General features: G+C 58.5%; 22 protein-coding genes. 8 read left to right on the top strand and 14 right to left on the bottom strand.

The window, feature by feature from the left end; genetic code table 11:
- Nucleotides 1-9: 9 nt before the first annotated feature.
- Both A7X77_RS21660 and A7X77_RS21655 read right to left on the bottom strand, forming a co-directional pair.
- A complete protein-coding gene (locus A7X77_RS21660) occupies nucleotides 10-1,773 on the bottom strand; it encodes a type I secretion system permease/ATPase (RefSeq protein ID WP_064684892.1) in 1,764 nt (587 codons plus the stop codon).
- A gap of 470 nt (nucleotides 1,774-2,243) precedes the next feature.
- The gene (locus tag A7X77_RS21655) at nucleotides 2,244-3,797 is read right to left on the bottom strand and encodes a right-handed parallel beta-helix repeat-containing protein (RefSeq protein WP_064684891.1); all 1,554 of its coding nucleotides are present in this window, start codon (nucleotides 3,795-3,797) and stop codon (nucleotides 2,244-2,246) included.
- 663 nt (nucleotides 3,798-4,460) lie between these two features.
- On the opposite strand from A7X77_RS21655, the gene A7X77_RS21650 reads away from it, so the two are divergent.
- Nucleotides 4,461-5,168 carry an Ig-like domain-containing protein gene (locus tag A7X77_RS21650; protein WP_064684890.1) on the top strand — a complete coding sequence of 236 codons (708 nt, stop codon included), beginning with the start codon at nucleotides 4,461-4,463 and terminating at the stop codon, nucleotides 5,166-5,168.
- A 193-nt stretch (nucleotides 5,169-5,361) separates the two neighbouring features.
- Here the strand turns inward: A7X77_RS21650 and A7X77_RS21645 are convergent, their stop codons facing one another.
- The 5 genes from A7X77_RS21645 to A7X77_RS21625 all read right to left on the bottom strand — a co-directional run bounded on the left by A7X77_RS21645 (nucleotide 5,362) and on the right by A7X77_RS21625 (nucleotide 12,107).
- Nucleotides 5,362-6,066: a hypothetical protein gene (locus A7X77_RS21645; RefSeq protein WP_064684889.1), complete on the bottom strand. Its 705-nt coding sequence runs from the start codon at nucleotides 6,064-6,066 to the stop codon at nucleotides 5,362-5,364.
- Nucleotides 6,066-8,339, bottom strand: a complete 2,274-nt coding sequence (locus tag A7X77_RS21640; protein ID WP_064684888.1) for a polysaccharide biosynthesis tyrosine autokinase — start codon at nucleotides 8,337-8,339, stop codon at nucleotides 6,066-6,068. The genes A7X77_RS21645 and A7X77_RS21640 overlap by 1 nt, the downstream gene beginning before the upstream one ends.
- A 51-nt stretch (nucleotides 8,340-8,390) precedes the next feature.
- Nucleotides 8,391-9,098: a hypothetical protein gene (locus tag A7X77_RS21635; RefSeq protein ID WP_064684887.1), complete on the bottom strand. Its 708-nt coding sequence runs from the start codon at nucleotides 9,096-9,098 to the stop codon at nucleotides 8,391-8,393.
- A gap of 85 nt (nucleotides 9,099-9,183) precedes the next feature.
- The gene (locus A7X77_RS21630) at nucleotides 9,184-10,395 is read right to left on the bottom strand and encodes a polysaccharide biosynthesis/export family protein (RefSeq protein WP_064684886.1); all 1,212 of its coding nucleotides are present in this window, start codon (nucleotides 10,393-10,395) and stop codon (nucleotides 9,184-9,186) included.
- A gap of 284 nt (nucleotides 10,396-10,679) precedes the next feature.
- A complete protein-coding gene (locus A7X77_RS21625; protein ID WP_064684885.1) occupies nucleotides 10,680-12,107 on the bottom strand; it encodes an O-antigen ligase family protein in 1,428 nt (475 codons plus the stop codon).
- Nucleotides 12,108-12,412: 305 nt separating this feature from the next.
- On the opposite strand from A7X77_RS21625, the gene A7X77_RS21620 reads away from it, so the two are divergent.
- Both A7X77_RS21620 and A7X77_RS21615 read left to right on the top strand, forming a co-directional pair.
- Nucleotides 12,413-13,012 carry a transglutaminase-like cysteine peptidase gene (locus A7X77_RS21620; protein WP_064684884.1) on the top strand — a complete coding sequence of 200 codons (600 nt, stop codon included), beginning with the start codon at nucleotides 12,413-12,415 and terminating at the stop codon, nucleotides 13,010-13,012.
- Between the two features lie 320 nt (nucleotides 13,013-13,332).
- Nucleotides 13,333-14,661, top strand: a complete 1,329-nt coding sequence (locus tag A7X77_RS21615) for a UDP-glucose dehydrogenase family protein (RefSeq protein ID WP_064684883.1) — start codon at nucleotides 13,333-13,335, stop codon at nucleotides 14,659-14,661.
- A gap of 175 nt (nucleotides 14,662-14,836) precedes the next feature.
- Here the strand turns inward: A7X77_RS21615 and A7X77_RS21610 are convergent, their stop codons facing one another.
- Both A7X77_RS21610 and A7X77_RS34065 read right to left on the bottom strand, forming a co-directional pair.
- The gene (locus A7X77_RS21610) at nucleotides 14,837-15,628 is read right to left on the bottom strand and encodes a metallophosphoesterase (protein WP_064684882.1); all 792 of its coding nucleotides are present in this window, start codon (nucleotides 15,626-15,628) and stop codon (nucleotides 14,837-14,839) included.
- Nucleotides 15,629-15,707: 79 nt separating this feature from the next.
- Nucleotides 15,708-15,926, bottom strand: coding sequence for a hypothetical protein (locus A7X77_RS34065; RefSeq protein ID WP_245293778.1), 219 nt, complete (start codon nucleotides 15,924-15,926; stop codon nucleotides 15,708-15,710).
- Nucleotides 15,927-16,428: 502 nt separating this feature from the next.
- Between A7X77_RS34065 and A7X77_RS21600 the strand changes: the two genes are divergently transcribed.
- Nucleotides 16,429-16,632 (top strand): KTSC domain-containing protein, encoded by a 204-nt coding sequence (locus A7X77_RS21600; protein WP_080710989.1) that lies wholly within the window; start codon nucleotides 16,429-16,431, stop codon nucleotides 16,630-16,632.
- 156 nt (nucleotides 16,633-16,788) lie between these two features.
- Here A7X77_RS21600 and A7X77_RS21595 read toward each other — a convergent pair whose 3' ends face one another.
- The 3 genes from A7X77_RS21595 to ung form a co-directional block, all read right to left on the bottom strand.
- Nucleotides 16,789-17,394 (bottom strand): alpha/beta hydrolase, encoded by a 606-nt coding sequence (locus A7X77_RS21595; protein ID WP_064684879.1) that lies wholly within the window; start codon nucleotides 17,392-17,394, stop codon nucleotides 16,789-16,791.
- 10 nt (nucleotides 17,395-17,404) lie between these two features.
- Complete coding sequence (locus A7X77_RS21590) at nucleotides 17,405-18,337, bottom strand: VOC family protein (protein WP_064684947.1); 933 nt, start codon at nucleotides 18,335-18,337, stop codon at nucleotides 17,405-17,407.
- 134 nt (nucleotides 18,338-18,471) lie between these two features.
- A complete protein-coding gene (gene ung, locus A7X77_RS21585) occupies nucleotides 18,472-19,173 on the bottom strand; it encodes a uracil-DNA glycosylase (protein WP_037140873.1) in 702 nt (233 codons plus the stop codon).
- A 225-nt stretch (nucleotides 19,174-19,398) separates the two neighbouring features.
- On the opposite strand from ung, the gene A7X77_RS33580 reads away from it, so the two are divergent.
- From A7X77_RS33580 to A7X77_RS21570, 3 genes are all read left to right on the top strand, one after another.
- A complete protein-coding gene (locus A7X77_RS33580) occupies nucleotides 19,399-20,823 on the top strand; it encodes a phosphomannomutase (protein WP_064684878.1) in 1,425 nt (474 codons plus the stop codon).
- A gap of 39 nt (nucleotides 20,824-20,862) precedes the next feature.
- Nucleotides 20,863-22,290 (top strand): mannose-1-phosphate guanylyltransferase/mannose-6-phosphate isomerase, encoded by a 1,428-nt coding sequence (locus A7X77_RS33575; RefSeq protein ID WP_064684877.1) that lies wholly within the window; start codon nucleotides 20,863-20,865, stop codon nucleotides 22,288-22,290.
- Between the two features lie 134 nt (nucleotides 22,291-22,424).
- On the top strand, nucleotides 22,425-22,730 hold the full coding sequence (locus tag A7X77_RS21570) for a hypothetical protein (RefSeq protein WP_064684876.1): 306 nt from the start codon (nucleotides 22,425-22,427) through the stop codon (nucleotides 22,728-22,730).
- 13 nt (nucleotides 22,731-22,743) lie between these two features.
- Here the strand turns inward: A7X77_RS21570 and A7X77_RS21565 are convergent, their stop codons facing one another.
- Complete coding sequence (locus A7X77_RS21565) at nucleotides 22,744-23,694, bottom strand: endonuclease/exonuclease/phosphatase family protein (RefSeq protein WP_064684875.1); 951 nt, start codon at nucleotides 23,692-23,694, stop codon at nucleotides 22,744-22,746.
- A gap of 271 nt (nucleotides 23,695-23,965) precedes the next feature.
- Between A7X77_RS21565 and A7X77_RS21560 the strand changes: the two genes are divergently transcribed.
- Nucleotides 23,966-24,982 carry an NAD-dependent epimerase gene (locus tag A7X77_RS21560; protein WP_064684874.1) on the top strand — a complete coding sequence of 339 codons (1,017 nt, stop codon included), beginning with the start codon at nucleotides 23,966-23,968 and terminating at the stop codon, nucleotides 24,980-24,982.
- A gap of 29 nt (nucleotides 24,983-25,011) precedes the next feature.
- Here the strand turns inward: A7X77_RS21560 and A7X77_RS21555 are convergent, their stop codons facing one another.
- Entirely contained in the window at nucleotides 25,012-25,326 is a 315-nt protein-coding gene (locus tag A7X77_RS21555; RefSeq protein WP_064684873.1) for a hypothetical protein, read from the bottom strand.
- Nucleotides 25,327-25,567: the final 241 nt, after the last annotated feature.

Here is a 25,567-nt window from a genome sequence, read left to right as displayed (position 1 = left end):
CCTTCCGGCCTATTCGGCCGCATTACCTTCGACCACGACCTTGAGCTGAGCCACGCGCTCGGAAATCGAAGTGCGCGTCGCCTCAGGCCGGCTGACCCGCGCCAGAACTTCTTCCTTGGGGCCGAATGCGATCATTCTGCCCTCCTGCATCATCAGCACGAAGTCGCACACGGCCAGAACGCCGGAGCGATGCGCGATGACGACGACGATGCCGCCGCGTGCCCGCACGCTCATGATCGCAGCGCTCAGCGCCCGCTCACCTTCCTCATCGAGATTGGAATTCGGCTCGTCGAGCACGACCAGGAACGGCTCGCCGTAAAGCGCTCTCGCAAGGGCGATACGCTGTCTCTGACCGGCCGAAAGCGCCGCACCGCCCTCGCCGATGTCGGTCTCGTAACCGTTCGGCAGACGCAGAATGAGATCGTGAACGCGGGCAGCCCTCGCCGCCGCTACCACCGCCTCCGGCGACATCTCCTTGGCGAAGCGGCAGATATTCTGCGCGACGGTGCCCGAGAAAAGCTCCACGTCCTGCGGGAGGTAACCGATATGGCGGCCAAGTGCGTCGCCGTCCCACTGGTCGAGCGCCGCGCCATCCAGGCGAATGGATCCCCTGACCGTCGGCCAGATGCCCATCATCGCCCGCGCCAGCGACGACTTGCCCGAGGCGCTGAAACCGATCACGCCGAGCGCGCTGCCTGCGCGCAGACCGAAGCTGACATCGGAAATGACCAGCCGCTGGCCGGCCGGCGGTCCGCTGGCTACACCCTCGACCGTGACCTGCTTGGAAGGCGCCGCAAGCGTCAGCGGAGCCGGCATCTCCGGAATTGTCTTCAGCAGGTTCGCAAGCCGGCCCCAGCTCTGCTGGGCGGACACGAAACCGCGCCAATTTCCGATCGCGGCTTCCACAGGCGCCAGCGCGCGGGACGTCAGGATGGAGCCGGCGATGATGATGCCCGAAGAGGCCTGTCCCTGAATGACGAGGATCGCCCCGGTCGCCAGCGTTGCCGATTGCAGGGCGATACGGAAAATCTTCGAAAGCGTCGCATATCCATTGCCGACATCCGATGCCTGCCGGGTGATATGCCGGTATTCGCCGTTCTTGCGGTCCCAGATCTCGGCCATGGTGCCCGCCATGCCCATGGCGTGGATGACCTCGGAGTTGCGGATCGAACTCTGCGCAAAAGCGTTGCGCATATTGGCGGCTTCCGACTGCTGCTTAGAGAGTGTACGCGTACCCTGGTTGGTCAGGAACGTCAGGATGGCGAGCACCAGCGATCCGCCGATGGCGATATATCCGATCGCCGGATGGAAGAGGAAACAGATCACGATATAGAAGGGAAGCCAGGGCAGATCGAACATCGCCGTCGGACCCATGCCGGACAGAAAGGTTCTGATCTGATCGAAATCCCGCAAGGGCTGCAGCCCGTCGCCGCCGATCTTGACCTTCAGCGGCGCCTTGATCAGCGCCCGAAACACCCGCCCGTTCATCATCTCGTCGAGGGCACCGGCAACGCGGACGAGCATTCTGCTTCTCAGAACTTCGAACGCCCCCTGAAAGGCGTAAAGAACCAACGCCAGTATTGCCAGGGCAGCCAGCGTCGGTATGCTTTTGCTGGGGATGACCCGGTCATACACCTCAAGCATAAAAAATGAACTTGTAAGGTAGAGGATATTAACAAGCGCGCTGGCTATGCCAATGAAGATCAGCCCACTTTTGCATTTCCGCAAGGCTTTTGACGGTTCATTGACGTCAGCTGTTGAACTCTGAAACACGAAGCAATCCTCTCCTGCCGCACCACGTACGCAGCGAATACGCCGGTCCGCACTGCAGTTGCAGGCCCCTCAGGCCCGATCATTGACATGGCTGCCCTCGGACCCGGCATCGGCGCCGAACCCGTTGGCACGCTCCTACACTAGTACATGAATCCCACCGAAACGTGACCGAAAATACAAATTTATCACGAACAATTTCAGAGGCCCTAACTTTAACGGTACGATAATCATACCGTCACAAGCAAGTGAAAAGCGCAAGTCGCCCAATAATGGTCCAAAGCGGCGAAACCGTGGCGCGTTAGCTTCGGTATCTACTAGCGTGTTAACTATAAATGCAATCTATAGTTCGATTTATTCGCGCGGGCGGAACATTTTGCCGCCGCTCATCCCGTACATTCCGGTCCAGCAGACGGACCCCGCCCGACCTCGGACGGACATCGAGCGGCCTCGGCGGAGGACATGCCGGGGCCTTAGGAAAGCATGTGCGAGCTCTGGCTGCTGTGGAATGTGTCGACGTTGATGGAGACGCTCAAGCTGTCGGCGTCGATATGGGAGGCGCCATCGGAGATCTTGTATAGGAAGGATTCGCTGACCTTGCCGCTGAGGCCCGCGAGCTTGGCGGCATCGACCGTGTAACTGTAATCGCCATCCCTTTCCACGTGAATGACGCCGTATTTCCCGGTCAGCGTCAGCCCGTGCTTGTCGACCGCGCTGTCGCCGAAGCGGCGAAGCAGTATCGTGCCGTTGCTCGCCTCGTCGTTCTCGAGCAGGTTGCCGTGAAAAGCGCTGCCGGTATCTTCCGTGATCTTCAGGCTGTCATGGACGGCGACAATCTTTTGGGTGGCGGCAGGCGGGGCGGCGACCAGCGGTTCCGTGACAGGCGCAGGAGAGCTGACCTGCGTATCGCCGGTCGTGCTGCCGGCCGCGCTGTCGATTTCGGCCTGCGCTTGCTCGAGCGTCTTGCTTTCGCCGATGGTGAACGTGTTCTGGGCGGCGATGGTGGCGGGCATCGTCAGTGTCGACACCGCGCTGTCGATGATATTGTCGTAGAAGGAGCCCGATGCGGGCTTGTCGACCTTCAGCGCCGAGGAAGACAGATCCTCGAAAACATTGTCATGGATCACGATATTCTCGCGGATATAGGCGGGATTGCCGATGGCGCTGATCAGCACGCCGTATACGCCCCCGTGCAGATAATTCCCGCTGATATCGTAGTTTGTCGCGTTGCCCTGATCGCCGAGGCCGATGCCGTAGGACCAGCTGTAACCGCCATATCCCGAGATGTCATTGTCGTGGATGGCAATGTTCGTCCCCGCCTGCGCGCTCAGCCCAAAGCCGCCGCCCACCAGCGTATTGCCCTCGACCACGGCGTTCTGCGCCCGGATCAGCACGAGCACGCCCTTGGCGCTGTTGGTTTCGGTCTGCTCCAGATGGTTGTCCTTGACCAGGATATTGCTGCTGTCGTTGAGCTGGATGGCGTCGGCCGCGCTGCCCAGGCTGTTGGTGACCGTATTGTTGACGAGCGTGATGCCCTTGACCTTGTCCATCCAGATGCCGTCAGAATGAACACCGGTCAGTGTGCTGTTCTCGATCGTGATGTTCTGGCTGCTCTGGAAGCTGACCGACCCCGGCTTTCCGGAAAGGCCGGTATTCGACACTTCGACATTGCGCACGGTCCAGTTCGATACATTACCGGCATAGATCGCGTTGGCGCCGGTATCGGCGATTTTGATGTTCTCGATGACGACATTCGACGCCTTGGAACCGTGGATCCCGTCATTGCTGCTGCGAATGACCGGTGCGTCACCAATGCCGTAGCTGCCGATTGTGATCGGAGCGCTGACGCTGCCAGAATATTTCAGGTCAAACTGTTCGTTAAACACGCTTCCGGCGGCAAGCAGCACGCTATCGCCCGGATTTAACCTCAAGGCTTCAACAGCAGCCAATGTCGCGAAGGCTGAACTCTCACTGGTTCCGTTGTTATTGTCGGATCCTGTCACGGAATCCACGTAATAGACGGTCATGCTGCGATCTCCCAAGGTAATGGAAAATCTTCTAACCGCGCACCTCTCTCCGGCTGCTAAAATGAAACACTAAAATGCGTGATATCTGGCAATAATTCTTGCGCCATCAATATAAACAACTTGGTGTGCGAATTATACTTCATCGCGATAGGGTTGCAGCCTCACGGCGGCTAGCGGGCTTACTGGGCCGGGCGCAGTTGCCAAGCTTGGATGCGGAGCAGGCAGGATTTCTACGGCGCGCTAGGACAACGCTCACGGAAAATCCCTGCATGGTGGTAATATGATAGGCATTGCCTTCCCGATTCTCCGCCAGTACTTGCAGAAATAACCTATAATCCGAAGTGATTACATGGTGGGGTATACAGACGGATACACCATCAACCATTTTAATTACAATTTCTTATGAAGAAATATTCCTTCAGTGAGAAGAAACGGCCGTACAATATGACAATCTGAGACAATCACTTATTATTAAAGCAACATTATCTAAGTCTTTCATCGTCTTATGCACATTGCACCTGTGTCATTATTGATAAAATACACTTATGAAGATCAATCTGTTGTTAACCATCCGCTTGACTCTATGTATTAAGATATACTTAATCGGACGGCTCGCTGAAGTCAAAAATGACCGGTAGAGATCAATTCTAAGGAGAGAGGCAAATGGCTATTCACGCAACCGACGATACTGCAACTTTTTTGGAAACCGACGTTATTTCGGGAAACCTGCTCAGCAACGACACATCTGACGGCAACCTTTTCCTGCGCGCCTTCGACCAACAGAGCGTCGGCGCCAAACAGCCCGGCCAGGTCACCACGATCCAGGGGGATTACGGCACCTTCTACGTCAAGGCCGACGGCAGCTACACCTATGTACTAAGCGATGCCGCCAAGATTGGCTTCAGCAACGGCGAACTGATTCAGGAGAAGGTTTCCTACAAGATCTCCGACGGCGCCGGCCACACCGATATGGGCCTGTTCACCCTCAACATTCAGGGCGTAACCCAGGTCAAGCCGGTCGCGGTCGACGACCATTACAGCTTCAACGAAGGCGATCTGATCAGCGGCAACGCGCTGGCCAACGACATTCCGGGCGACAATGGTCAGCTTTTCCTCCGCCAGTTCGACGGCACGAACGTCAACGGCAATAGCGGCGCCGTTACCGATATTCTCGGCACCTATGGCACGTTCCACGTCAAGGCGAATGGCGACTTCACCTATGAGCTGACGCAGGATATTGCGCCCGGCGATCAGGTCACCGAAACCGTCCAGTACTACAAGATCTCCGATGGCGAAGGCCACACGGACGCCGGCATTCTGACGCTCAACATTACCGGCACCGACGTGGTGTCCGGCGGCGTCGGAGTCTGATCATCGACAACCATCAAGAACAACGTCCGCTCACAAACAGCGGGCGTTGTCGTCGCGTGAAGGTGAAATTTCGCGAGCCATTCGGCCGCATCAATGGTAATGGAAGCTGATACCGCGTCATCAACTCTGTCGATCATCGTCCACAGTCCGCTTCAGGGCGCCAGCTTCAATCGTCGAAGCTTCGCAGCTGGAATCACCGGCTGCAGCGCTGTCGAAACCGCGCCGTCGCCCCTTCCCCGACATTCGCCCAGATCCGATCGAAGGCCGGACGGAGTTGCGGGCTGATGGCTTTCATCGTGGCATTGACCCGGCAGCGGTCGCCGAGTTTCAACATCGTCGTCAGATCGCCGTCAACGGCGCTGCTGGCCGCCGAAAGCGTTGCATCGGTGAAATCGTTCCAGAAATAAAACCGGGTCAAAACGATCGACTCGTCATAGGGCGCAAGAGCGACCGACCGTTTCATCATTTCTGCAATCGCAAGCGGTTCCTCCGCGATTGTCGACTGAACAGCGGCAAGACGAAGCCAAAAATTGCTGTTGGTCGGCATGCAGGAGAGCGCGTGCCGGAGATAGCGGCGGGCATTCGAGGCCGCCGCAACCCAGGCATCGTAGTTGCCATTGACGCTTTGTCGATCGAGCTGCGCCAGAACGAGCGTGACGCCGGCGGCGACGATGTCCGATCGGCAATAATGTCCGTCAACCACGGCGATGGCGCGCGCCGCATATCTGGCCGCGATCTCATTCGTGACGGTATCGCCGCGCTCGATCCTTTCGGCAACGATCGAGATGCTGGCCGTTCTTATCGAAGCATACAGATCTCGGCCGGCCAGCACCGCGAAGACCGCGGTAACGATAAGGAAAACGATCCTTGCAGGTGAAATAAGCCGACCGGCGAGCATCACTCGGTATAGTATCGCGAATAACGCTTATAGTAATATTCGCTGGAACCGAATGTCCGGTAGAGCTTCATCTGCGACGGATCGACCTTGGTCAATATCGCGCCGACGCATTTGGTATAAAGATCCGGCTCGGACAACAGGGTCGACTGCACCACCTTGCGCGAGGTCTTGCCCCACTCGATCACAAATACGACGGCATCGAGCTTCGGGTTAATGGCGCGCGCGTCGACCACAGGCGCGAGCGGCGGCAAGTCGACGATAATGTAATCGAAGCTCTGGCGCGCCATCTCAAGCAGCTGATCCATGCCGCGCGAAGCCAGCAGCTCCGAAGAGTGCGGAACGCGGTATCGCGCCACCGTCGGCAGGAATGCAAGCTTCGTTTTGGGATCGAGAAGGATGAGATCCTTGAGCGGGCGATTGTCGACGATTGCTTCAAGCAAGCCGGCTTCGGCATGGCGGCCAATCGCCCGGGTCGCTCCGGGATTTCGCATATCGCCGTCGATCAGCAGGCAACGCGCGCCCTGCATTGCCAGAAGCTTGGCAAAGTTGATGGCTGTCGTCGACTTGCCCTCGCCCGGCAGGCTGGACACGACGCCGATAACCTTGCAGCGCTGATCCGCCGCGCTGATATCGATGGCGATCTTCGCACTTCGAAGCGTCTCGGCGAATGCCGATAGTGGATGCTCCTCGACATAGGTCGTCGTCTTGCCGCCCCTGGCGATGCTGCGCGGATTGCCCGGATCGACGAGGGTCGGATCCTCGACGTTGTTCTCGATCAGCGGCATGACACCGAGAGACTCGACGTCGAGCATGTCCTTGACGTCGTCACCCGTGCGGAAGAAGCGATCGCGGAATTCGCGGAAAGCGCCGATGCCGCTACCGAATGCACATCCCAGGAACATGGCAAAAGCGATAACGAGGCTTCTCTTCGGCGCGCTCGGCTTCGTCGGCGTCTCCGCGATTGTGATGATACGTGCGGCGGTAATGGGGAAGCTCTGCTGCTGGATCGCCTCCTGGTAGCGCGTCAGGAAGTTCTGATAGAGATTCTTATAGGTATCGCGCGTCCGTTCGAGCTCACGAAGCTGAACCTGCGTCTCGCCCGCCGTTGCAGCCACGCCCGTTGCCTGGTCAACACTGTCGCGCAGCGATTTCTCGCGCGATTGCGCAACCTGCAGCTCGCTCTGGTAGCTCTCGGCGATACGATTGAGTTCGTCGAACATCAGCCGCTCATATTCGGCCATTTCGGCACGGAGCCGGACGGCCTGGACGTGGTCCGGACCCAGCCGTGCCTCGATCTCGGCCTCGAGCTTCGACGCTTCCAGATATTTCTTGCGAAGATCGTTCGAAATCGAGCTGTCGAGCACGTCGGTCACGATCGCATCGGTCTGCTTGGCCTGGATGATCGACTTGATGCGGGCATATTTCGCCTCGGCCTGGGCCGTCGCGGCCTGGGCGGTGATCAACTGGCTGTTGAGCTCGGAGAGCTGCTGTTCGCTGAGCAGCGTGCCGGATCCTGACTCGACAAGCCCATGCTCGCTGCGGAATTTCTGCACCGCGAGGTCGGTATCCAGCGCCTGCTGCCGAAGCTCTTCGATACGCTCCTGCAGCCACTCGCCGGCCCGGCGTGTCGCCTCATATTTGGAATTGAGCTTATCGACCATGTAAACGTCGGCGATGGCGGCGGCGATTTCGCGCGCCAGATCCGGCGACTGCGAGGTATAGCTGACATCGAGAACATAGGATTTGCCAACCCGTTCGACATCGATATTGCCCGCGACCGTTTCAGCGGCACTTCGCCGCTTCCTTGCCGGATCAGGTGCAACAGCCACGTCATCGGCAAACCAGGAACGAAAATTCACCAGCGATTTCAGCGTTGCGACAGAAAAAAGCGAATTCTTCGGCGCCGTGAACACCGGGTCGTCAACCAGTTTCAGCTTGTCGACGACTGCATAGGCGATCGTGTCCGACTTCAACAGTTCGACCTGGCTGAGAACGGTGCCTTCGTCGTCGTCCAACTGGCCGAAAGCGGCGAGCTGATTGATGACCTGATTGTCGCTGCGGTCGATCAACACGCTGGTATCGGCAGTGTAAACCGGCACGGATGTCAGGACATAGACGACGCCGAGAATGCCAAAGGCGAAAGCACAAGCTGCAACGATCCGCCACTGCCGACGAGCAATGGCGATGAGCTTGTCGAAATCGATGAAATCAGCTTCGTTTCCCGTATCGCGGGAGGGGTCGATACGCGGCGTAAGTTTATCTGGCGACAGCAATTTCGATCTCCAACAAAGGCGTCAAGCGCTAAGATCTACAGGCAATTCCAGCTATTGTGTGACGGGCACACTCTGACTCGTCGATTGCGTCGGGTCGGTTGACGACTGCCCTGCCCCGCCCGTGCTGATCAGTGTCGTCGTTGAGGTCGACGAACTATCGCCGTCCCCCGCATTCGAAACCTGCAGCGTGCCGGCAGTCGTAGCGCTGCCCGCAAACGGCGTACCGTCATCCGCTCCGGGACCGGTGCGACCGATCGATCCGTCATTGCCGATACCGGATGCTGCGGCAGCCGCGCTTGCGCCCGAACCGAGTGCCGCTGTGCCGCCTTCGGCAAGAACTTTTGCGAAGGCTGCCAGCAACGGCGCAAGGTTGGGATCGGCAGTGGCCGCCTCGGCGACCGCTTTTTCGATCGTGAGCTTGAATTGCGGGTCCGAGACCTGGCAGCTGTTGGCGGCCCGTCCAAGACCGGCGCCGATCGCCGCCATCTGGGCGGCATTGGCCTTCTTGGCCTGCTCGATCACCGGCGACAGGGCGTCCTCGCTGCTTCCGACCAATGCGCGTACACGCGATGACAAAACCAGTGGATCGGACATGTCGAGCAGAACGGCGGGATTGGCCGTAAATCCGCTGATGTCGACGGGCGTCAGATTTGCCGGCCCCAGGCAAGCAGCCGCAAAAGCGCTTGAAGTCATGCCGGCAAAGGCCGCGACGATAATACCGCTATAAGCAAGCCGACGATAAACAACTGACCTTGCCATACCCACAATTTCCTTCAACAAATCCGCTAGCTGATGGACCGCCGGCCTCGATTATTCACGATCGACGCCGGTCGGCCCATTTCAATCAACGTCCGAGATTGCGCACTGCGTTGCGAGTATCGTTCACGTCGTCCGACACGCCGGCGACAGTGGACGATACCGAGTTTACGATGTCAAGGAACTTGACCAATTCAACAGAGTCCGAATTGGAGATATAGATAACGTCCTTGTCTTCCATCTTGAATTGCTGAGTGGCAAACAAGGTTGCCGGATCGCGAAGATTGGCGCGAACGATCACCGGAACCGTATCGCCAGCAAACCTCGTCGTATCGACATGCATCGCGGCAAGCGTCTTCTTCGGGACCAGGCGATAAAGCAGGATCTGAGCCGGATCCGCGCGATCGTCGCGCAGGCCGCCCGCCTTGGCGATAGCCTCTCCAAGGGTGAGGTCGGACTCCTCGAAATCGAAGCGGCCACTGACGCCGGCGGCGCCGAGCGCAAGATAGGTACGGCGCTCATGATCGATCGAGATCGTATCATCCGGCGCGACATAGATATTCTCCGCCGGATTCTTCAACAGCGTATTGTAGGCGACGGTTGCAGTTCTGCCGCGGCGCTGCAGCGTCACATTCGTTTCGATATTGTTGGTCGTCAAACCGCCCGCGGCGGAAATGACATCGAGAACGCGCTCCCCGGCCGGGCTGATCGTGACGCGCTGAGGACTGTTGACGTCACCGAGCACGGCCACCTGACTGGAGCGGCTGGTCGTTGTCGTAATAACCACCTGCGGCTCGATCGCGCGGCTGGCCAGCCGATCTTCGACGTCCTGCTCCACGGTCTCCTTGAGGCGACCGGCAGCCGGAACGCGACCGGCATAGGGGATCGTGATCGTTCCGTTTCTGTCGATGGTCTGCTCCGGCAGAGAGATGTAATTGCCGGGTCGGCTGCCGGCGTCCGACGGAATGAACAACCCACCGGACTGGGCTTCGAAGATAGCGACCTGGACGACGTCGCCATAACCAAGCGGAATTTCAGGCGCCCCGCCGCGACCACCGCCAAACCCCTTGAAGGAGGTCGGCTGCGGAGACGTGAAATATGGCAGGACGTTCTTGCTGAGGTCAATCAGGGCGTAGTCGATACCGACGCGACGCTCCTTCGTTGTTACTTTCACTGCCGCGCCTCGATCAACATCTTTGTGATCGGGACCGGATCTTGGCAACGACGTGCAGCTTGCCAATATAGTCGTTAGCGCTACAACAATGGCGACGCGTGTACTACCGATAGGAAAACAACCCATAGAATAACCTGTGTTGACGCCCCTGAAGCTACTGCCTCGCAATTTTACAAAATACAAGACAATCCCTGACCAATAATCACTGTAGGCGGATTAACATTCCTCTAACTGTGGCAGGCTGGCAACGCCGAGCCCTTCACCAAGCGAAACGCTCGAACCCGGCTTCTCTGTTGCCGGCAACGACCTGAAGGCCGCCCCCGCTATAAAATCTCTTGCGTTTCAGAGTCAACAGCGCGTTACCCCACAATCGGCATTTTCGAAAAACCTTCACGAAACCATTTGTTCAATCATCGACCGCTGACCGGCCGCACATATTGCCGTTCCGCTTCGCCGCCATTGCGTCCAAGGCTGATGGCGACGACGGCGCTGAGGAAAGCGGCAAAAAATACTGCAAAGCCTGGTATTTGCAGCGAAAAATCAACCCCGGCATGAAGGGCGACCAATACCGTCGCCGCCAGACCAAGAAGAACATAATGTCTCAAGCGGCGCCGTTGCGCGAGCCCCCGCCAAAACACTCTGGCAAGCACCGAGAAGGCAACGATCGCCGCGATCGGAAATAAAATCCCGAGGCCCAGAAATCCTTCGAGGTAGAAATTATGAGCGCGATCGAAAATCCCGAAAATGCCGCAGGCCGGATCGCGATAGGCGGAAAACACGGTGCGGAAGGTGCCGAGACCCGTCCCCGTCACCCAATGTTCCGAAATGGCACGCCAGATGCCCGGGAGGATGCAAAAACGATCATCGTCCTCGAGACGCCGCTGTTGCGCACGCAAAATCGCCTGGCCGGCAAACATGCTCAGCAACAGGACGACGAAGGTCATCGCCGAAAGAAACTTCACTATCGACCGCCACCTTGGCGTCGGTCTCATATGGCGGCTGGAGTTGTTCCAAGAGATGACAAGCCAGGGAAAGTAGATGAGAGCGGCAACAAAGGTCGCGAATATTCCAGCGCGTGATCGGCTCAGCATCAGCGCGGTGAAACATGCGCACAAAAGCAGAATGTAGATCCACACTCTCAAGAGAAGAACGTTTCGGCCCGGCTCGCCGGGCGGATGGTTTGAATAGGAACGGGCAATGTCCCTGACCAGGGTCAGCATGAGCAGCGTCCCCAGCCCGAGGAAGGTCGCGGCGGTATTGCGGTTGACGAACACGGCCGTCAGGCTGTCGAGGTAGGCGTGTTTTTCGATGATGATCAGGATGTCGGGAAACATCGAAAATTGTATCAGACTGAATACCGCGATACCGCCCGCCGTGAGCCCGAGGCTGGCCAGCACTTTCCGCGCCCGTTGATCGGTATCGCACAAGACCAGTCCAGTCAGGAAGGTCACGAAAGGCAGAGCCACCCAGAGAATCGATGCGAGCGTATCGGCCGGCTCGACGGAGATCGCCGCGTATTGAACGCCCGCCAAGTCACGTGCAGCGCTCCAGGCAGGATTTGCCAGCCAATTGGCCGGCAGTTCGATTGTCTGGACGAAGGTCCAGCCCGTCAGCACGATCAGCAAAAACAGAGTGATGCTGAATACCGATCTGGTCTGCCTGGGCTCTCTGAACAGCAGCCCCGAAATAATCGCCAGAACAAACATTCCGATTGCGGCAAAGGCGAAGGGAAAGGGCGTGACGCTTCCGAACGGAATGAGTGTCAGTATCACCAGGCCGATGAACGCGACGAGGATCACCTCCCGCAAAATCTGCCTGTTGATGAGATTGGACAACATTTGATTCGCTCACCAGCAGCAGCGGGTATGAAGGACCCACAACCATTACGGTTAATATACCCGTACTAACATAAGTTGCATATCATGCGCTTGCGTGCTAAAGTGCAACAGAATTCCACATCGTTTAAAATTGTCGCGAACGGCTTAAGCCAATCGAGACCGGCCCCGATTATGCTCCTTCAAGCAGCAGAAACGGGACAGACGTTCTGTGCCCAATACTTGGCAGATCACTAATCCGCCATGCCATTGACTGAGAAAAAAGGCAAGCCTGATCTCAATCGGTTGCCCTGAACGGGGATTAAGAGATGAAGAAGACGTTCGTTACACTTCTGGCACTGGCTTTTACAGCAGCGAATGCCTGCTCTTCACTTGCCGCCGGCCCCGCAGGTTTCGCCCGCGGCCTGACCAGCGGTTCGGCAGTGAGTTATATCTCTGAAAAAGGAACGATCATTCCGCCCTTCGCCCAGGTGCTGTTCTGCGCCCAGAACCCTACCGAATGCCGCGACAACAATGGTTTGTCGGTCTTGGCGCTGACTGACAAGGAAATGCTGGAGCTGAAGGATGTGAACAACTCCGTCAATCGTACGATGATCGGCAGGAACGATCCGCGCAACGAACTGAACGGCGATGTCTGGAAGGTGAACGTCCGCAGCGGCGACTGTGAGGATTTTGCGCTGACCAAGCGCAGCCGGCTGATGGCAATGGGCTGGTCGTCGCGCGCTTTGCGAATTGCGACGGCGTACACCCCCTCCGGCGAAGGACACGCCGTCCTTGTGGTCAGAACCGACAAGGGCGACCTGGTGCTCGACAACAGGAAAAGCAGCATCAAGAACTGGCGCGATACCGATCTGCGCTGGGACAAAATTCAATCGGATACCGACCCCTACGTCTGGTATCGCCTGTAAAAACGGGCACGGCTGGGGAAATTCCGGCAAAGCCGTGAAGTGCCTTAGCCCGCAATGCCCACATCTAAATAAATTAAATCCACCCGTTCCGGGTTGAAGTCGAGCAGGCTCCGATGCGCGGCTCGACTTGTCATATCTTCCACACAAACCTATGTTTTTGCTGTCGACAGGGCAGCTGGCGCGGGTCGCAGCGCCCTGAGTTGGAATTCCGATTTGGGCCACTAGGCGATCTTCGATGTTGTCTTTTCGCCCAGATTAAGTATGACGGGGGCCATGCTGCGACGCAGCATGACGTTCTACTCTAATGATTTGAGGGAAATATGCGCATCACGATGATTGGATCAGGCTATGTCGGCCTCGTTTCAGGCGTTTGCTTTGCGGATTTCGGCCACGACGTCATCTGCGTCGACAAGGATCTGGGTAAGATCGAGGCCCTTCGCGAAGGCCGCATTCCGATTTACGAGCCAGGTCTCGATCAACTGGTCGCCGAAAACACCAGCACCGGCCGCCTGTCCTTTTCGACGGATGTCGGCGAAAGCGTTCGTGGCGCCGACGTCGTGTTCATCGCGGTCGGCACGCCCTCCCGGCGCGGCGACGGCCATGCCGATCTCTCCTACGTCTATGCGGCGGCACGCGAGATCGCGACCTACGTAGAAGGCTTCACCGTCGTCGTCACCAAGTCGACGGTACCGGTTGGAACCGGGGATGAGGTTGAACGCATAATCCGCGAAACCAATCCGACCGCCGATGTCGCCGTCGTTTCCAATCCCGAGTTTCTCCGCGAGGGCGCGGCGATCGAAGATTTCAAGCGCCCCGACCGCATCGTCGTCGGTCTGAACGACGACCGGGCGCGCGAAGCCATGACCGAAGTCTATCGTCCGCTTTATCTCAACCAGGCGCCGCTGGTCTTCACTTCCCGCCGCACCTCCGAGCTGATCAAATATGCCGCCAACGCCTTCCTCGCGATGAAGATCACCTTCATCAACGAGATCGCCGATCTCTGCGAACGGGTTGATGCAAATGTCCAGGACGTTTCGCGCGGCATCGGTCTCGACGGCCGTATCGGCGCCAAGTTCCTGCACGCCGGCCCTGGTTACGGCGGCTCGTGCTTCCCCAAGGATACGCTGGCCCTGGCCAAGACCGCGCAGGATTTCGACGCGCCGGTCCGTCTCATCGAGACGACGATCTCGATCAACGACAACCGCAAGCGGGCGATGGGACGCAAGGTGATTTCGGCGGTCGGCGGCGACATTCGCGGCAAGAAGATCGCGATCCTCGGCCTGACCTTCAAGCCGAACACCGACGACATGCGCGACAGCCCGGCAATCGCCATCATCCAGACCTTGCAGGACAATGGAGCTCAGGTGGTCGGCTACGATCCCGAGGGCATGGAGAACGCCCGCAAGGTCATCGAGAATATCGAGTATGCGAGCGGCCCCTATGAAGCAGCCGCTGGCGCGGACGCGCTGGTCATCGTCACCGAATGGAACCAGTTCCGCGCGCTCGATTTCAACCGGCTGAAGCAGTCGATGCGGGCTCCGGTCCTGGTCGATCTGCGCAATATCTACCGCAGCGACGAGGTCCGTAAACACGGCTTCACCTACACCGGCATCGGCACCAATCTCTTCCAGGAAACGACCAACTCCTGATAAGGTCTGCTGAGATCTGACATCCTGACGCCGCGGAACATAGATTCCGCGGCGTTTTTTATCCATGACGTGCGGAAGCCTGCAGTGGCCCGGGACAACGACATGGGTGAAAAACCGGCGAAAGCGCGTCGTCGAACACCGCAAGCGATTATCGCACGCACCAGTCCCTCCTGTTCTACAGCAGTCCGACCCGCGTCCCTTTGATCGTCAGCACGGTCAGGCGGCCCGTCGCCGAAACAGCGGTGTCGATACCGATGCGTTGCGGACCGAATGTCGGGATCCGCGCCGGGGTGTGTCCATGAATCACGAGGAAAGGAAGCTGCGGCCCCTCGTCCAGAAAGGGCTGGCGGATCCACATAAGGTCGCTGTCCTTTTGTCTCTTGAGATCGATGCCGGGTCTGATGCCCGCATGGACAAAGACAACCCTTCCCATCTGCACCATGATCGGCAGCGATTCCAGGAATTGGATATGCCGCTTCGGTATCATGTTGTGAATGACGCGGGCGATCATTTCGTGTCCAGCCGCCGATTGCAGCAGATGCTCGATGTCGATGCCGTATGAATTCAGCGTCTCCGTCCCGGCAAAACCAAGCCATTCAAGAAGGCGCGTCGGCTTGCGATAGAGCTTCACCAGTTCCGCATCGTGATTGCCGCACAGGGCGAGACGCTGAAATCCCGGCGGCGGCGGCTTGCTCAGGAATTCCAGCACGGCGCTCGAATCCGGCCCGCGATCGACATAATCGCCGAGCAGGAGAATGAGTTTCGGCCCCGGAATGCGCTCGGCATCCGCTTCGATGCGGCGATGCGCCTCGACGAGTTCGCTATAACATCCGTGGACATCGCTCATCGCATAGACCGCGGCGAAATCGCCTTCGGCAAATGTCAGCCGTTCACGCTTTTTATGGCTGCCAGTCAGTATCGGTATCTGTTGTCGCCACGGGACGAGATAGTTAAACATGTAACCCATTTGTGAAACCCGGCCGCGTGGCGGGCTGTCGGAACTGATCCATTTCTCACCCATCGCCGCAACGGCACGAAGTTAGTGTTCATAAGAAGTTGGCCTGATCGCGGCGATCGACATTGTAGCCGGAACCTATTGCCACATTCAAAACGACGGACCCATCGCCGTTTTGCTGAAGCGCCTGCGCCAGGCTCGCCTGGCTGGTCGCGGCCGAACGCTCCGCGTCCAGCACATCGGGCAATGATGATCGTCCATCCTCGTCGCGCCCGATGGAAAGCGCAAGAGTCTCCTGAGCGGTCACCATCTGGGCGCCAAGCGCTTGAACGATTTTCGCGTCGCGATGGACCGACAAGAATGCGAGGAATCTCGCCCGCCGGTCGGTTGTCGGCGGCACGTGGCCAAGGCTCCTCACGCCGCTCTGCGGGCATAGCCAAACGGCTGCCACGAACAAGGGCACGTCGTATTGATCCATAGTCGAGAAGATGTTTCGTTTAATATTTCCACGTCTCTTAATATATTCTGGTTAACAGTTGGCTAAGCTTGTGTTTCTTTACCAGTTTCTTCGTAATTTCGCTGCGTCACGCAATACTTCTGCGCCTGAAAGAACCGGAGACTGTCAATTTTCCACAGGCGTGGCCTTCGAAAAAGCTGTATTAATCAACTAAAACGAGAGACCGCAGGAAAAAATGAACGTTAAAGCAGATCCCGCTTGACGACCTTGCGACACAGCATAAAGATGGTGCGTTGCGAGCGCGAATGACATTCTTGAGCAAGAATATCTCAGATCCAAAACTGCGGGGTGCAAAGTGGAAACTGCGGTTGATTCGAAACTTATCCAGGCGATCGCCTACGACGAAGACAGCCGGCATCTACGGGTCTATCTGACCAACGGTCAGAGGCGAGAATATGAAGGGGTTCCCAAAGGCGTCGTCGTCGGCTTGACGATGGCTGAGTCACCGGGGAATTTTTATATGAAGGCAATCAGGGGCAAATATCCTCCTCGTCCCTAGGTTGGCCCAACATCTGAATCCTATTCTCAATTAAAGAGTTAGAGCACTTTTGGTGGCATCTCTATTGGCGTTGCCAAGTCGTCGTTTGAGCCGAGATGCGGGACCGGTTTTCACCAGCCCCGCAATTCAGCCGTCGCCGATTGGCGGCGCAATCGATCAATAGCCGCTGAAGAAATCGCGAATTGCATCGATTTCGAGCGGCGCGATCTCATGGCCACCGGGATGCCAGATTGTGCCTACCTCGGCGCCGCGGTCTTTCAGGTGTTGCGACAATGCTTCGGTCACGGCCATCGGGGCGATCGGATCCCGCCGCCCGGCCGTCACCAGCACCTTTCTTCCCGCAAGCGTCGAATGGGCTTCCGGTTGAAACGGAATGAGCGGGTGCATCAACACCGCCAGGTCGAAGATACCCTTCTCGATCAGCACGTTGGCAAGAATGTTGGCGCCGTTCGAAAAGCCCAGGCCGAAAATATGGGAAGCCTGGGACTCGTCAGCGAATGCTTTGACATAGGCGGCCATCTTCTCCGTCGCCCTTGAAAGGTCGGCCATGTCGTAGACCCCTTCACCGCTGCGCCGGAAGAACCGCGCAGCACCGTGTTCGGAAACATCGCCGCGCGGAGCAACAACCGTCGCTTCCGGCAGCAGCTGTCGGCCGAAATCAAACAGCTGGTTTTCGTCGCCGCCGGTACCGTGCAACACGATCAGAATTGGTTTGCCAGGTGCGCCGGCATGCAGCCGGTGCACATATCCGGTGTCGGTCATGCCGCCCTCCTTACGCTTCCAGCGGCTGCAAATGCTGTTCAAGCAGCGCTCGAAGATGGGCGTGCTGCTGCGGCAGCTTCAGAGCTTCGCCGAGATGGGCCGTATCCTCGTCGCGGTCGAAGCCGGGTTCATTGGTCGCAACCTCGAACAGAACGCCACCCGGCGTACGGAAATAGATTGCCCAGAAATAATCGCGGTCGATCACCGGGGTCACCTGATAGCCGGTGTCCATCAGCGCCTTGCGCACTTCGAGCTGCTTTTCACGGTTTTCGACCGAGAAGGCGACATGGTGGACGGAGCCGGCGCCGGGAAGCGCGCGGGCAATATTCGGCATCGTCTCGAGATCGATGAGATGCGCACCGTTGCCGTCAGGCTTGATCAGCCGTGTGACCCCGTCCCGTTCCTCGGCGACTTCATAGCCCATGAACTTCAGCAGTTCGGCTGTGGCGCCGTCATCCCGCAGCCGCATGGCGACGGAGTGAAAGCCGCGAATGGCATAATCCTCGCTGATGCCGCCATGCGTCCACGGCTGGCGGCCATCGTCCCTGACCTCGACGAGCGCAAAGCCGTCGCCATCGGGACCGGAGAAGTTCAACCGCTTTTCGCCGAAGCTTTCATCGGTCTTCAGGCCGCCGACGCCGTGTGCGGCAAAGCGATCGTTCCAGAAGCCGAGCGAACCTTGCGGAACCGAAAACACGGTCGTACCCACTTCACCGGTGCCGGGCCGGCCCTGTGCCATCTTCGGGAAGGGGAAATAGGTCATGATCGTGCCGGGCGCACCGGTCTCGTCGCCATAATAGAGATGATAGACATCGGGAGCGTCGAAATTCACCGTCTTCTTGACGCGGCGAAGGCCGAGCGCATGGGTAAAGAACTGATTGTTGGTGCGGGCGTCCTCCGCCATCGACGTGACGTGGTGCAGACCCTTGATCTGATCGAGCATGTGAGACCCCTTTCTCGCCCGCCGCTTGCGGGCTTTCGATGGATCATAAATGCGCTCGGTCAGGCCTCCGGTATAGACGTCCAGACCAAAACGCATTGTCTCTTTTTTGTGAACGCTGATCCAAGTGCGTTCACTTAAGAGCCGTGAGGATCGACCGGCAACTGCCAGTCGATCGGTGCGCGCCCGCGGGACTGCAGGAAGGCATTCGCCTTGGAAAAATGCTTGCAGCCAAAAAAGCCATTATGGGCCGAAAGCGGCGACGGATGCGGCGCTTTGAGCACCATATGCCGCGCCGTATCGACGAAGGCGGCCTTGCGCTGGGCATAAGAACCCCAGAGCATGAAGACGACGGATTCGCATTCGTCGTTGACCTTGCGGATGACGGCATCGGTGAAGCGTTCCCACCCCTTGCCCTGATGGGCAGCCGCCTGTCCTTCCTCGACTGTCAGCACGCTGTTCAGCAGCAGCACGCCCTGCCGCGCCCAATGCTCGAGAAAACCGTGACGCGCCGGCACTATACCAAGATCCGCCTCCATCTCCTTGTAGATATTGACGAGCGAGGGCGGTATGCGCACGCCCGGCCGGACGCTGAAACATAATCCATGCGCCTGCCCTAGCCCGTGATAGGGATCCTGACCGAGGATGACGGCCTTGACGTTGGCGATCGGTGTCAGGTCAAGAGCACGGAAATATTCGCTGCCTTTGGGAAATATCCGTTTTCCGACCTGCTTCTGCGCGACCAGGAAGGATTTGAGCTGCTGCATGTAGGGGCTTGAGAACTCCCCCTCGAGGGCGGACTTCCAGCTCTCCTCGAGACTGACGGATGTATCGCTCATCGGCAAACCTTCGATATGGGACAAACAATGGATACACGGTTCTAACAAAATAGGCTGATGCCGCAATGGCTGTCGGTCTCGCGGCGACCATCGAAACCTGGCGAGTGGGCGCAAACCTTGTTGGTGACTTCACCGTCCGTGTTTAACTATAAGCCTGCTTCGGTATTTACGCCGGCTGGCGGGCTGAGTAGAACTTTGATCGTGACAATCGGAGCTTGTCTTCACATGAAATTCGGCACGAGCGGCCTTCGCGGACTTTCCGTCGAACTCAAGGGACGCGCCTCCGCCCTCTACGCCACCGCGTTCGGCAAATATCTGCTGGAGACCGGCAAGGCACGGGCCGGCGACGTCATTCTGATCGGACGCGACTTTCGGGATTCAAGCCCTGAAATCTCGGCGAACTGCGCCGGTGCGCTGACGGCACTCGGTTTCCGTGTCTTCGACTGCGGCAATGTGCCGACCCCGGCCCTCGCCCTTTATGGCCTCGAAAGCAAGGCCGCCTGCCTGATGGTCACGGGCTCGCATATCCCGGCAGACCGTAACGGCATTAAATTCTATCGCCCGGACGGCGAGATCGACAAATCAGACGAGGCGGCGATCATCGCACAGGCAGCCGAGATCGAACGAAGCGGCAAAGCCCTGGTCGAGGCGCCGGCCAAGGTAGAAGATCATGAGGCGATCTGCCGGCAGCTGTTTTTCGAACGCAATGCGGCCCTGCTTCCGCAAGGTGCGCTCTCCGGGCTGAAGATCGGCGTCTACCAGCACAGCACGGTCGCTCGCGACCTCCTGATCGACGTTCTCGCCCATTACAGTGCCGAGATCATCGCCCTCGGCCGTTCGGAGAGTTTCATACCGGTCGACACCGAAGCCGTTTCCGACGAGACGATCGCGCTGATGAGGCGCTGGGTCTCCGAGCATAAATTCGATGCAATCGTTTCGACCGACGGCGACGGCGACCGCCCCCTGGTCGCGGATGAAACCGGCACGCCCTTGCGCGGCGACTTTCTCGGCCTTGTGGCAGCCAACTTCTTGCGAGCCCGAACGGTGGTGACGCCCGTGACCTCCAATTCCGGCATCGAGGCCGCAGGCACTTTCGCCATCAGGCGCACGCGTGTCGGTTCACCCTTCGTCATATCAGGCATGGAAGAGGCAGTGGCCGCCGGCGACGATCACGTCATGGGCTTTGAAGCCAATGGTGGTCTGCTGACGGCAACCACCTTCGATGTCAATGGCCAGAACCTGCGCGCATTGCCGACGCGTGATTGTTTCATTCCCCTGCTAGCAATCCTGTCACTGGCGGCCGCCCGCAGGCAACCGCTTTCTGTCATTGCCGCCTCCTATAAGCTGCCCTTTGCCGCCGCCGATCGTCTGGAGAATTTCCCCGTCGAGACGAGCGCGGCATTGATGGAATATCTGCGCGCCTCGGATGAAAACCTTGCCTCTTTCCTGCAGCCGATCGGCGCGGTAGCGACAAAATCCGATATCGATGGGCTTCGGGTTACACTGAGAGATGGCGGCATCATCCATTTCCGCCCGTCCGGCAATGCGCCGGAAATGCGCTGCTACGTGGAGGCAGGGAGCGAATCCGCCGCCCTCGCCCTGCTGCACAGCGGGCTCGACAGAATAAGAGGCTGGGCAGCCGCCCGCTAACATGCGACGAATAAGCCGTTTATTTCAAGGAACACGCCTATGACGCAGAAAATCGTTCCCGTGATCATGGCCGGTGGCAAAGGCACGCGCCTCTGGCCGCTTTCCCGCGCCACCGCGCCGAAACAATTCATCCAGTTCGTCGGCGATAAGACGCTATTTCAGGATACGCTCGATCGCGTTTCCGATCCCGAGCTCTATGAAGCCCCGATCGTCGTCACCAATGAAGACTTCCGCTTTCTGGTCGCCGAGCAGGCGCGCGAGCTCGCCCGTCCGCTCGCCGCCGTCCTGCTCGAACCGGTTGCCCGCAACACTGCCGCGGCGGTCGCTGCCGCAGCGACGCTGGCCGCCGATCTTTTCGGCAAGAATGCCATCATCCAGATGCTCGCTTCGGATCACGAGATTCTCGCCGATAAAAGCTATTTCGACTGTATCCGCATCGCCCGCGAGGCGGCTGCCGACGGCAGGCTTGTCACCTTCGGCATAAACCCGACCGAACCGGCGACGGGTTACGGCTATATCGAGATTGGCGACGCGCTGGAGAACGGCGCTCACAAGGTGACCCGCTTCGTCGAGAAACCGGCGCTGGAAGAAGCCCAGCGGATGCTCGCCGACGGCGGCTTTTACTGGAATTCGGGCATCTTCATGTTCCCGGTAACGGAACTTCTTGCCGAACTTCAGGAATATGCACCGGAGGTGCTCAAAGCCGCAAGCAAGGCTGTTTCCAAGGCAAGCCGCGATCTCGACTTCACCCGTCTCGATGCCGACCATTTCGCCAAGAGCCCTGACATATCGATCGATTATGCGATCATGGAAAAGACTTCGAAGGCTGCGGTCGTCCCCTCGCCGTTCCGCTGGTCTGATATGGGCAGCTGGGATGCCGTGTGGAAATCGGGGAAACGCGACGATAACGGCAATGTCGCGGCGGCCAATACGACCGTGGTCAATACCCGTAATTCGCTGGTCATGACCCATGGCGTGCATCTTGCCGTCCAGGGCATGGAGGATGTCGCCGTCATCGCCAGCGAGGACGCCGTCTACGTCGGACGGCTCAAGGACAGCCAGAATGTCGGACAATTGGTCAAGATGCTGGCTTCCTCTTCGGCGACAGCGAAGTTCACCGAAACGCATCCGACGTCCTACCGCCCCTGGGGCGGCTATACCTCCATCTTCAACGGCGATCGCTTTCAAGTGAAGCGCATCTTCGTGACGCCCGGCAAGAAGCTTTCGCTGCAAAAACACCACCACCGCTCCGAACACTGGGTCGTCGTCAAGGGAACGGCCGAAGTGACGGTTGGTGAGAATGTGCGCATGCTGCGCGAGAACGAAAGCGTCTACATTCCGCTCGGCGAAGTCCATCGTCTCGCCAACCCCGGCAAAATCCTCCTCGAACTCATCGAGGTACAGACGGGCTCCTATCTCGGCGAGGACGACATCATCCGCATTGTCGACGAGTTCGGAAGAACGTAAGGCCGGCTTTGCAACGGCTGGCGGGCACACGACAACTCGCCGCCGGTTCCGCTCGATCAGCATTGCTGTTGAATTTCCTCACGGGGTTCTCGTAGAATGAGGATGCCGACAGACATGACCGGAGATATCCCCTGATGCGTATCCTGCCCGCCCTCGCCGGATTTCTTTCACTCATGCTGCCCGCTACGGCGTTCGCCCAGACCGCGAATATGCGCGCTGCCAGCGAGACCGAAATTCGCCAGCACTTGCCGGGCACGGCGGAGCTGAAAGAAAGCAGCAACGGCTACGAATATCGCGAGGGCAACGAGAATGGCTACAAGATAGAAAACGGCCAGGTCTGCGTTCTGTTTCCCAATAAGTCGAAGGATTGCGTCAGCGTGAAAACCGATGGCAAGACCTTCCAGATGATCGACCGGAAAGGCGGCCGAACGAGATTCTGACTTGCGGCATGCGTCACCTCACCGGTGAAGTTTCCTGATCGAGCGCGAATTCGGCGATCAGACCTGAATGGTTCGAGCCGAGATTGTCGTCGAGACGTTTGAGTGAGATCAGGCGAAGCGGCGCCCGCGCGAATATGTGGTCGATGGCGATCCCCAAGGCGCCGGCAGCGATTGGCCATGTCGCCGGTTCAGGTGCAAGCGTCTTGAGGTTCTGTTCGCGGAGAAGACCCTGGATGCTGGGCGCGATCGCCGACGAATTGAAGTCGCCGGAAAGCACCAGAGGGCCGGAGAGCGAACGGAGCGCCTTGCCGAGGTCGTCCAGTTCGCCCATCTGGTAGTCGTCGTAATAGGGTTTGGACAGATGCGCCGACACGAGATTGATGACTTGGCCGCCGAAGTCGACGCTTGAGACGACCAGCCTGTCTTTCCTGAGACTGCCAATACTTGCGACCTGCCGCATCACGAACGGCCGTTTGGACAGGACCAGCGTATCACAGCTATCTTTGCCGTTGTCGCAGCCGATATGGTAGGGATAGGCCTTGAACAATCGCTGCAGATGGAATGTCAGCGGCTTGGCTTCCAGCAAATTGACGATATCGGCGTTCGAAGCAATCACCATATCGGCGATGGCCGTCGAGTTCTTCCAATTGTCGATCGCGACGTTGAAAGAGATCAGACGGAAAAGCGGCGCGGCACCCGTCCGCTGGTCATCCTGTGCAAATTCGCGCAGCATGACGAAACCGTGAGCGGTGAGAAAAAGCGAGGCGAGCAGAAGAACCAGGCCGAAGATCTGCCTCTTGATTGCCAGAATGACGAGACTAGCGGCAACAAAGATGATCCCGAGATGAATCTGAAAGCTGTAGACAAACGACAACAGCCAGAAGTTCGTGATATAGCGCAGCGACACGATGGCAATGGCAAGAGTCAGAAATGCGCAGAGAATCCAATAGATTATATCTCGCATCGATCCTGATTCCACTTGCCGACGACTGGGCGGGCATAACATGCAGGCCGCCATGTTGCAACGCAGCATAACGATCGAAGCTCATCCCGGCAGATGAGCAAAATCGATGGCATCCGCCAAGCAGTCCGCGCCGACGCCCGTGAAACCCGCATAGGTGTCGCAGCCTTCTCCCTTAAAGACCTATCGACTCGGCCTCTTCTTATCTTGTAAGGGGGGTCACGCGATACGGAATCGGCTCTTTGCCGTCGGCAGGGGCCAAGAAAAGGTGGGAATGCGCTACTTCATTACAGGGACGGCCGGTTTCATCGGTTTTCATCTGGCCAGGCGCCTGCTGCAGGAGGGGCATGAGGTAACGGGCTTCGACGGCCTCACACCCTATTACAACGTCAAGCTCAAGGAGATGCGCCATGCGGCCCTCTCCCAGTTTCCGGCCTTCAAACCGGTCATCGCGATGCTCGAGGACCGGCCGGCGTTGGAGGCGGCTGTCCTCGCGGCCAATCCCGACATCCTGATCCACCTCGCCGCACAGGCCGGCGTCCGCTACAGCCTGGAGAATCCTGAAGCCTATATCCATTCGAACGTCGAAGGCTCGTGGAACATCATGGAAATCGCCCGGCGGGTCGAAGTCCGCCATCTGATGCTGGCCTCGACGTCATCGATCTATGGCGCCAATGCGACCGTCCCCTTCCGCGAGACCGATCGCGCCGACGAGCCGCTGACCATCTACGCCGCGACGAAGAAATCGATGGAACTAATGGCGCACAGCTATGCCCATCTTCACAAGATTCCGACGACGGCCTTCCGCTTCTTTACCGTCTATGGCCCATGGGGCCGGCCCGACATGGCGCTGTTCAAATTCGCCAAGAACATGCTCGAGGGCCAGCCGATCGAGATCTACGGCGAAGGCAATATGAGCCGTGATTTTACCTATATCGATGATCTCGTCGAAGCGATCGTCAGATTGTCGGCAATTCCGCCCGGCGAGGAAAATCGCCTCGACGACGCGGCTGTCGAAACGCTTTCGCGCCAAGCGCCCTTCCGCGTCGTCAATATCGGCGGCGGCCAGCCGGTCAGCCTGATGGATTTTGTCGAGACGGTTGAAAAGACGCTCGGCCGGCCTGCGATTCGGCTGATGCTGGCGATGCAGAAGGGCGACGTGCCGCGCACTTTCGCTGCCCCCGACCTGCTCGTCGCGCTGACCGGATACAAGCCGGATACGACCTTGGAGGTCGGCGTCAAGGCTTTCGTCGACTGGTATCTCGACGCGCGCAGCGAACTTGACGCCTGACGCAGGCAGCTTTGAAGCTGCGACGCGCTTTAACGGAGAAGCGCAGCCGCCTGCACCGCCTCGACGGCCTTCGAAAACATATAGTCGACGACGACCGTCAGGTTCTGCGCATAGGTCTTGAGCTGGTAATCTTCGCCTTCGACCGCCGCCGGACTGCGCAGAACGAAGGGAACACCCGGCCGTACGAATCCGGCGCGCGTCGTCAGCGGAACCTCGGGCGCGTGGCCGATGGCGGAGGTGTGCATCAGGTCGCGTGCAAGGCTGGCGGGGCCGATGGCGAAGGCCGGTCCGGCAGCGGCAGTGACGGTCAAAGTCAAGGCGATGGCGGCAAGTTTTTTATGCATGTCGAGTCCCCATTTGTGGATCGGCGGGCTTTCACTCCGGCCGGCTCCAAACGATCGACGCGTCTGTCCACGCCTCGGCCGCTTTCATGAGACCACTCTACACGCCAGGATTTGCAGTGCTTTTAAGCGGATCGGTCAAATTTTACGAAATTTGACTTTCTCCGGCTTTCCAAGATTTGAGGACCGAACAGCGCCCCGACACACGGCAACGCCTCCGCTGGCCGAGACGCCGCGACCAGCA

The sequence above is a fragment of the Rhizobium bangladeshense genome (genome assembly GCF_001662075.1).
GTDB lineage: Bacteria > Pseudomonadota > Alphaproteobacteria > Rhizobiales > Rhizobiaceae > Rhizobium > Rhizobium bangladeshense_B.
The sequence above is the reverse complement of the archived record's forward strand: the minus strand, read 5'-3'. Positions and strand labels throughout refer to the sequence as shown.

Excerpts from the sequence above, each read along its gene's own strand:
- A7X77_RS21565 (WP_064684875.1), bottom strand. The coding sequence starts at position 23,694 with ATGCGAGATATAATCTATTGGATTCTCTGCGCATTTCTGACTCTTGCC.
- A7X77_RS21555 (WP_064684873.1), bottom strand. The coding sequence starts at position 25,326 with ATGCATAAAAAACTTGCCGCCATCGCCTTGACTTTGACCGTCACTGCC.
- A7X77_RS21625 (WP_064684885.1), bottom strand. The coding sequence starts at position 12,107 with ATGTTGTCCAATCTCATCAACAGGCAGATTTTGCGGGAGGTGATCCTC.
- A7X77_RS21560 (WP_064684874.1), top strand. The coding sequence starts at position 23,966 with ATGCGCTACTTCATTACAGGGACGGCCGGTTTCATCGGTTTTCATCTG.
- A7X77_RS34065 (WP_245293778.1), bottom strand. The coding sequence starts at position 15,926 with ATGGTGACCGCTCAGGAGACTCTTGCGCTTTCCATCGGGCGCGACGAG.
- A7X77_RS33575 (WP_064684877.1), top strand. The coding sequence starts at position 20,863 with ATGACGCAGAAAATCGTTCCCGTGATCATGGCCGGTGGCAAAGGCACG.
- A7X77_RS21570 (WP_064684876.1), top strand. The coding sequence starts at position 22,425 with ATGCGTATCCTGCCCGCCCTCGCCGGATTTCTTTCACTCATGCTGCCC.
- ung (WP_037140873.1), bottom strand. The coding sequence starts at position 19,173 with ATGAGCGATACATCCGTCAGTCTCGAGGAGAGCTGGAAGTCCGCCCTC.
- A7X77_RS21655 (WP_064684891.1), bottom strand. The coding sequence starts at position 3,797 with ATGACCGTCTATTACGTGGATTCCGTGACAGGATCCGACAATAACAAC.
- A7X77_RS33580 (WP_064684878.1), top strand. The coding sequence starts at position 19,399 with ATGAAATTCGGCACGAGCGGCCTTCGCGGACTTTCCGTCGAACTCAAG.
- A7X77_RS21620 (WP_064684884.1), top strand. The coding sequence starts at position 12,413 with ATGAAGAAGACGTTCGTTACACTTCTGGCACTGGCTTTTACAGCAGCG.
- A7X77_RS21630 (WP_064684886.1), bottom strand. The coding sequence starts at position 10,395 with ATGGGTTGTTTTCCTATCGGTAGTACACGCGTCGCCATTGTTGTAGCG.
- A7X77_RS21615 (WP_064684883.1), top strand. The coding sequence starts at position 13,333 with ATGCGCATCACGATGATTGGATCAGGCTATGTCGGCCTCGTTTCAGGC.
- A7X77_RS21590 (WP_064684947.1), bottom strand. The coding sequence starts at position 18,337 with ATGCTCGATCAGATCAAGGGTCTGCACCACGTCACGTCGATGGCGGAG.
- A7X77_RS21645 (WP_064684889.1), bottom strand. The coding sequence starts at position 6,066 with ATGCTCGCCGGTCGGCTTATTTCACCTGCAAGGATCGTTTTCCTTATC.
- A7X77_RS21650 (WP_064684890.1), top strand. The coding sequence starts at position 4,461 with ATGGCTATTCACGCAACCGACGATACTGCAACTTTTTTGGAAACCGAC.
- A7X77_RS21610 (WP_064684882.1), bottom strand. The coding sequence starts at position 15,628 with ATGGGTTACATGTTTAACTATCTCGTCCCGTGGCGACAACAGATACCG.
- A7X77_RS21635 (WP_064684887.1), bottom strand. The coding sequence starts at position 9,098 with ATGGCAAGGTCAGTTGTTTATCGTCGGCTTGCTTATAGCGGTATTATC.
- A7X77_RS21595 (WP_064684879.1), bottom strand. The coding sequence starts at position 17,394 with ATGACCGACACCGGATATGTGCACCGGCTGCATGCCGGCGCACCTGGC.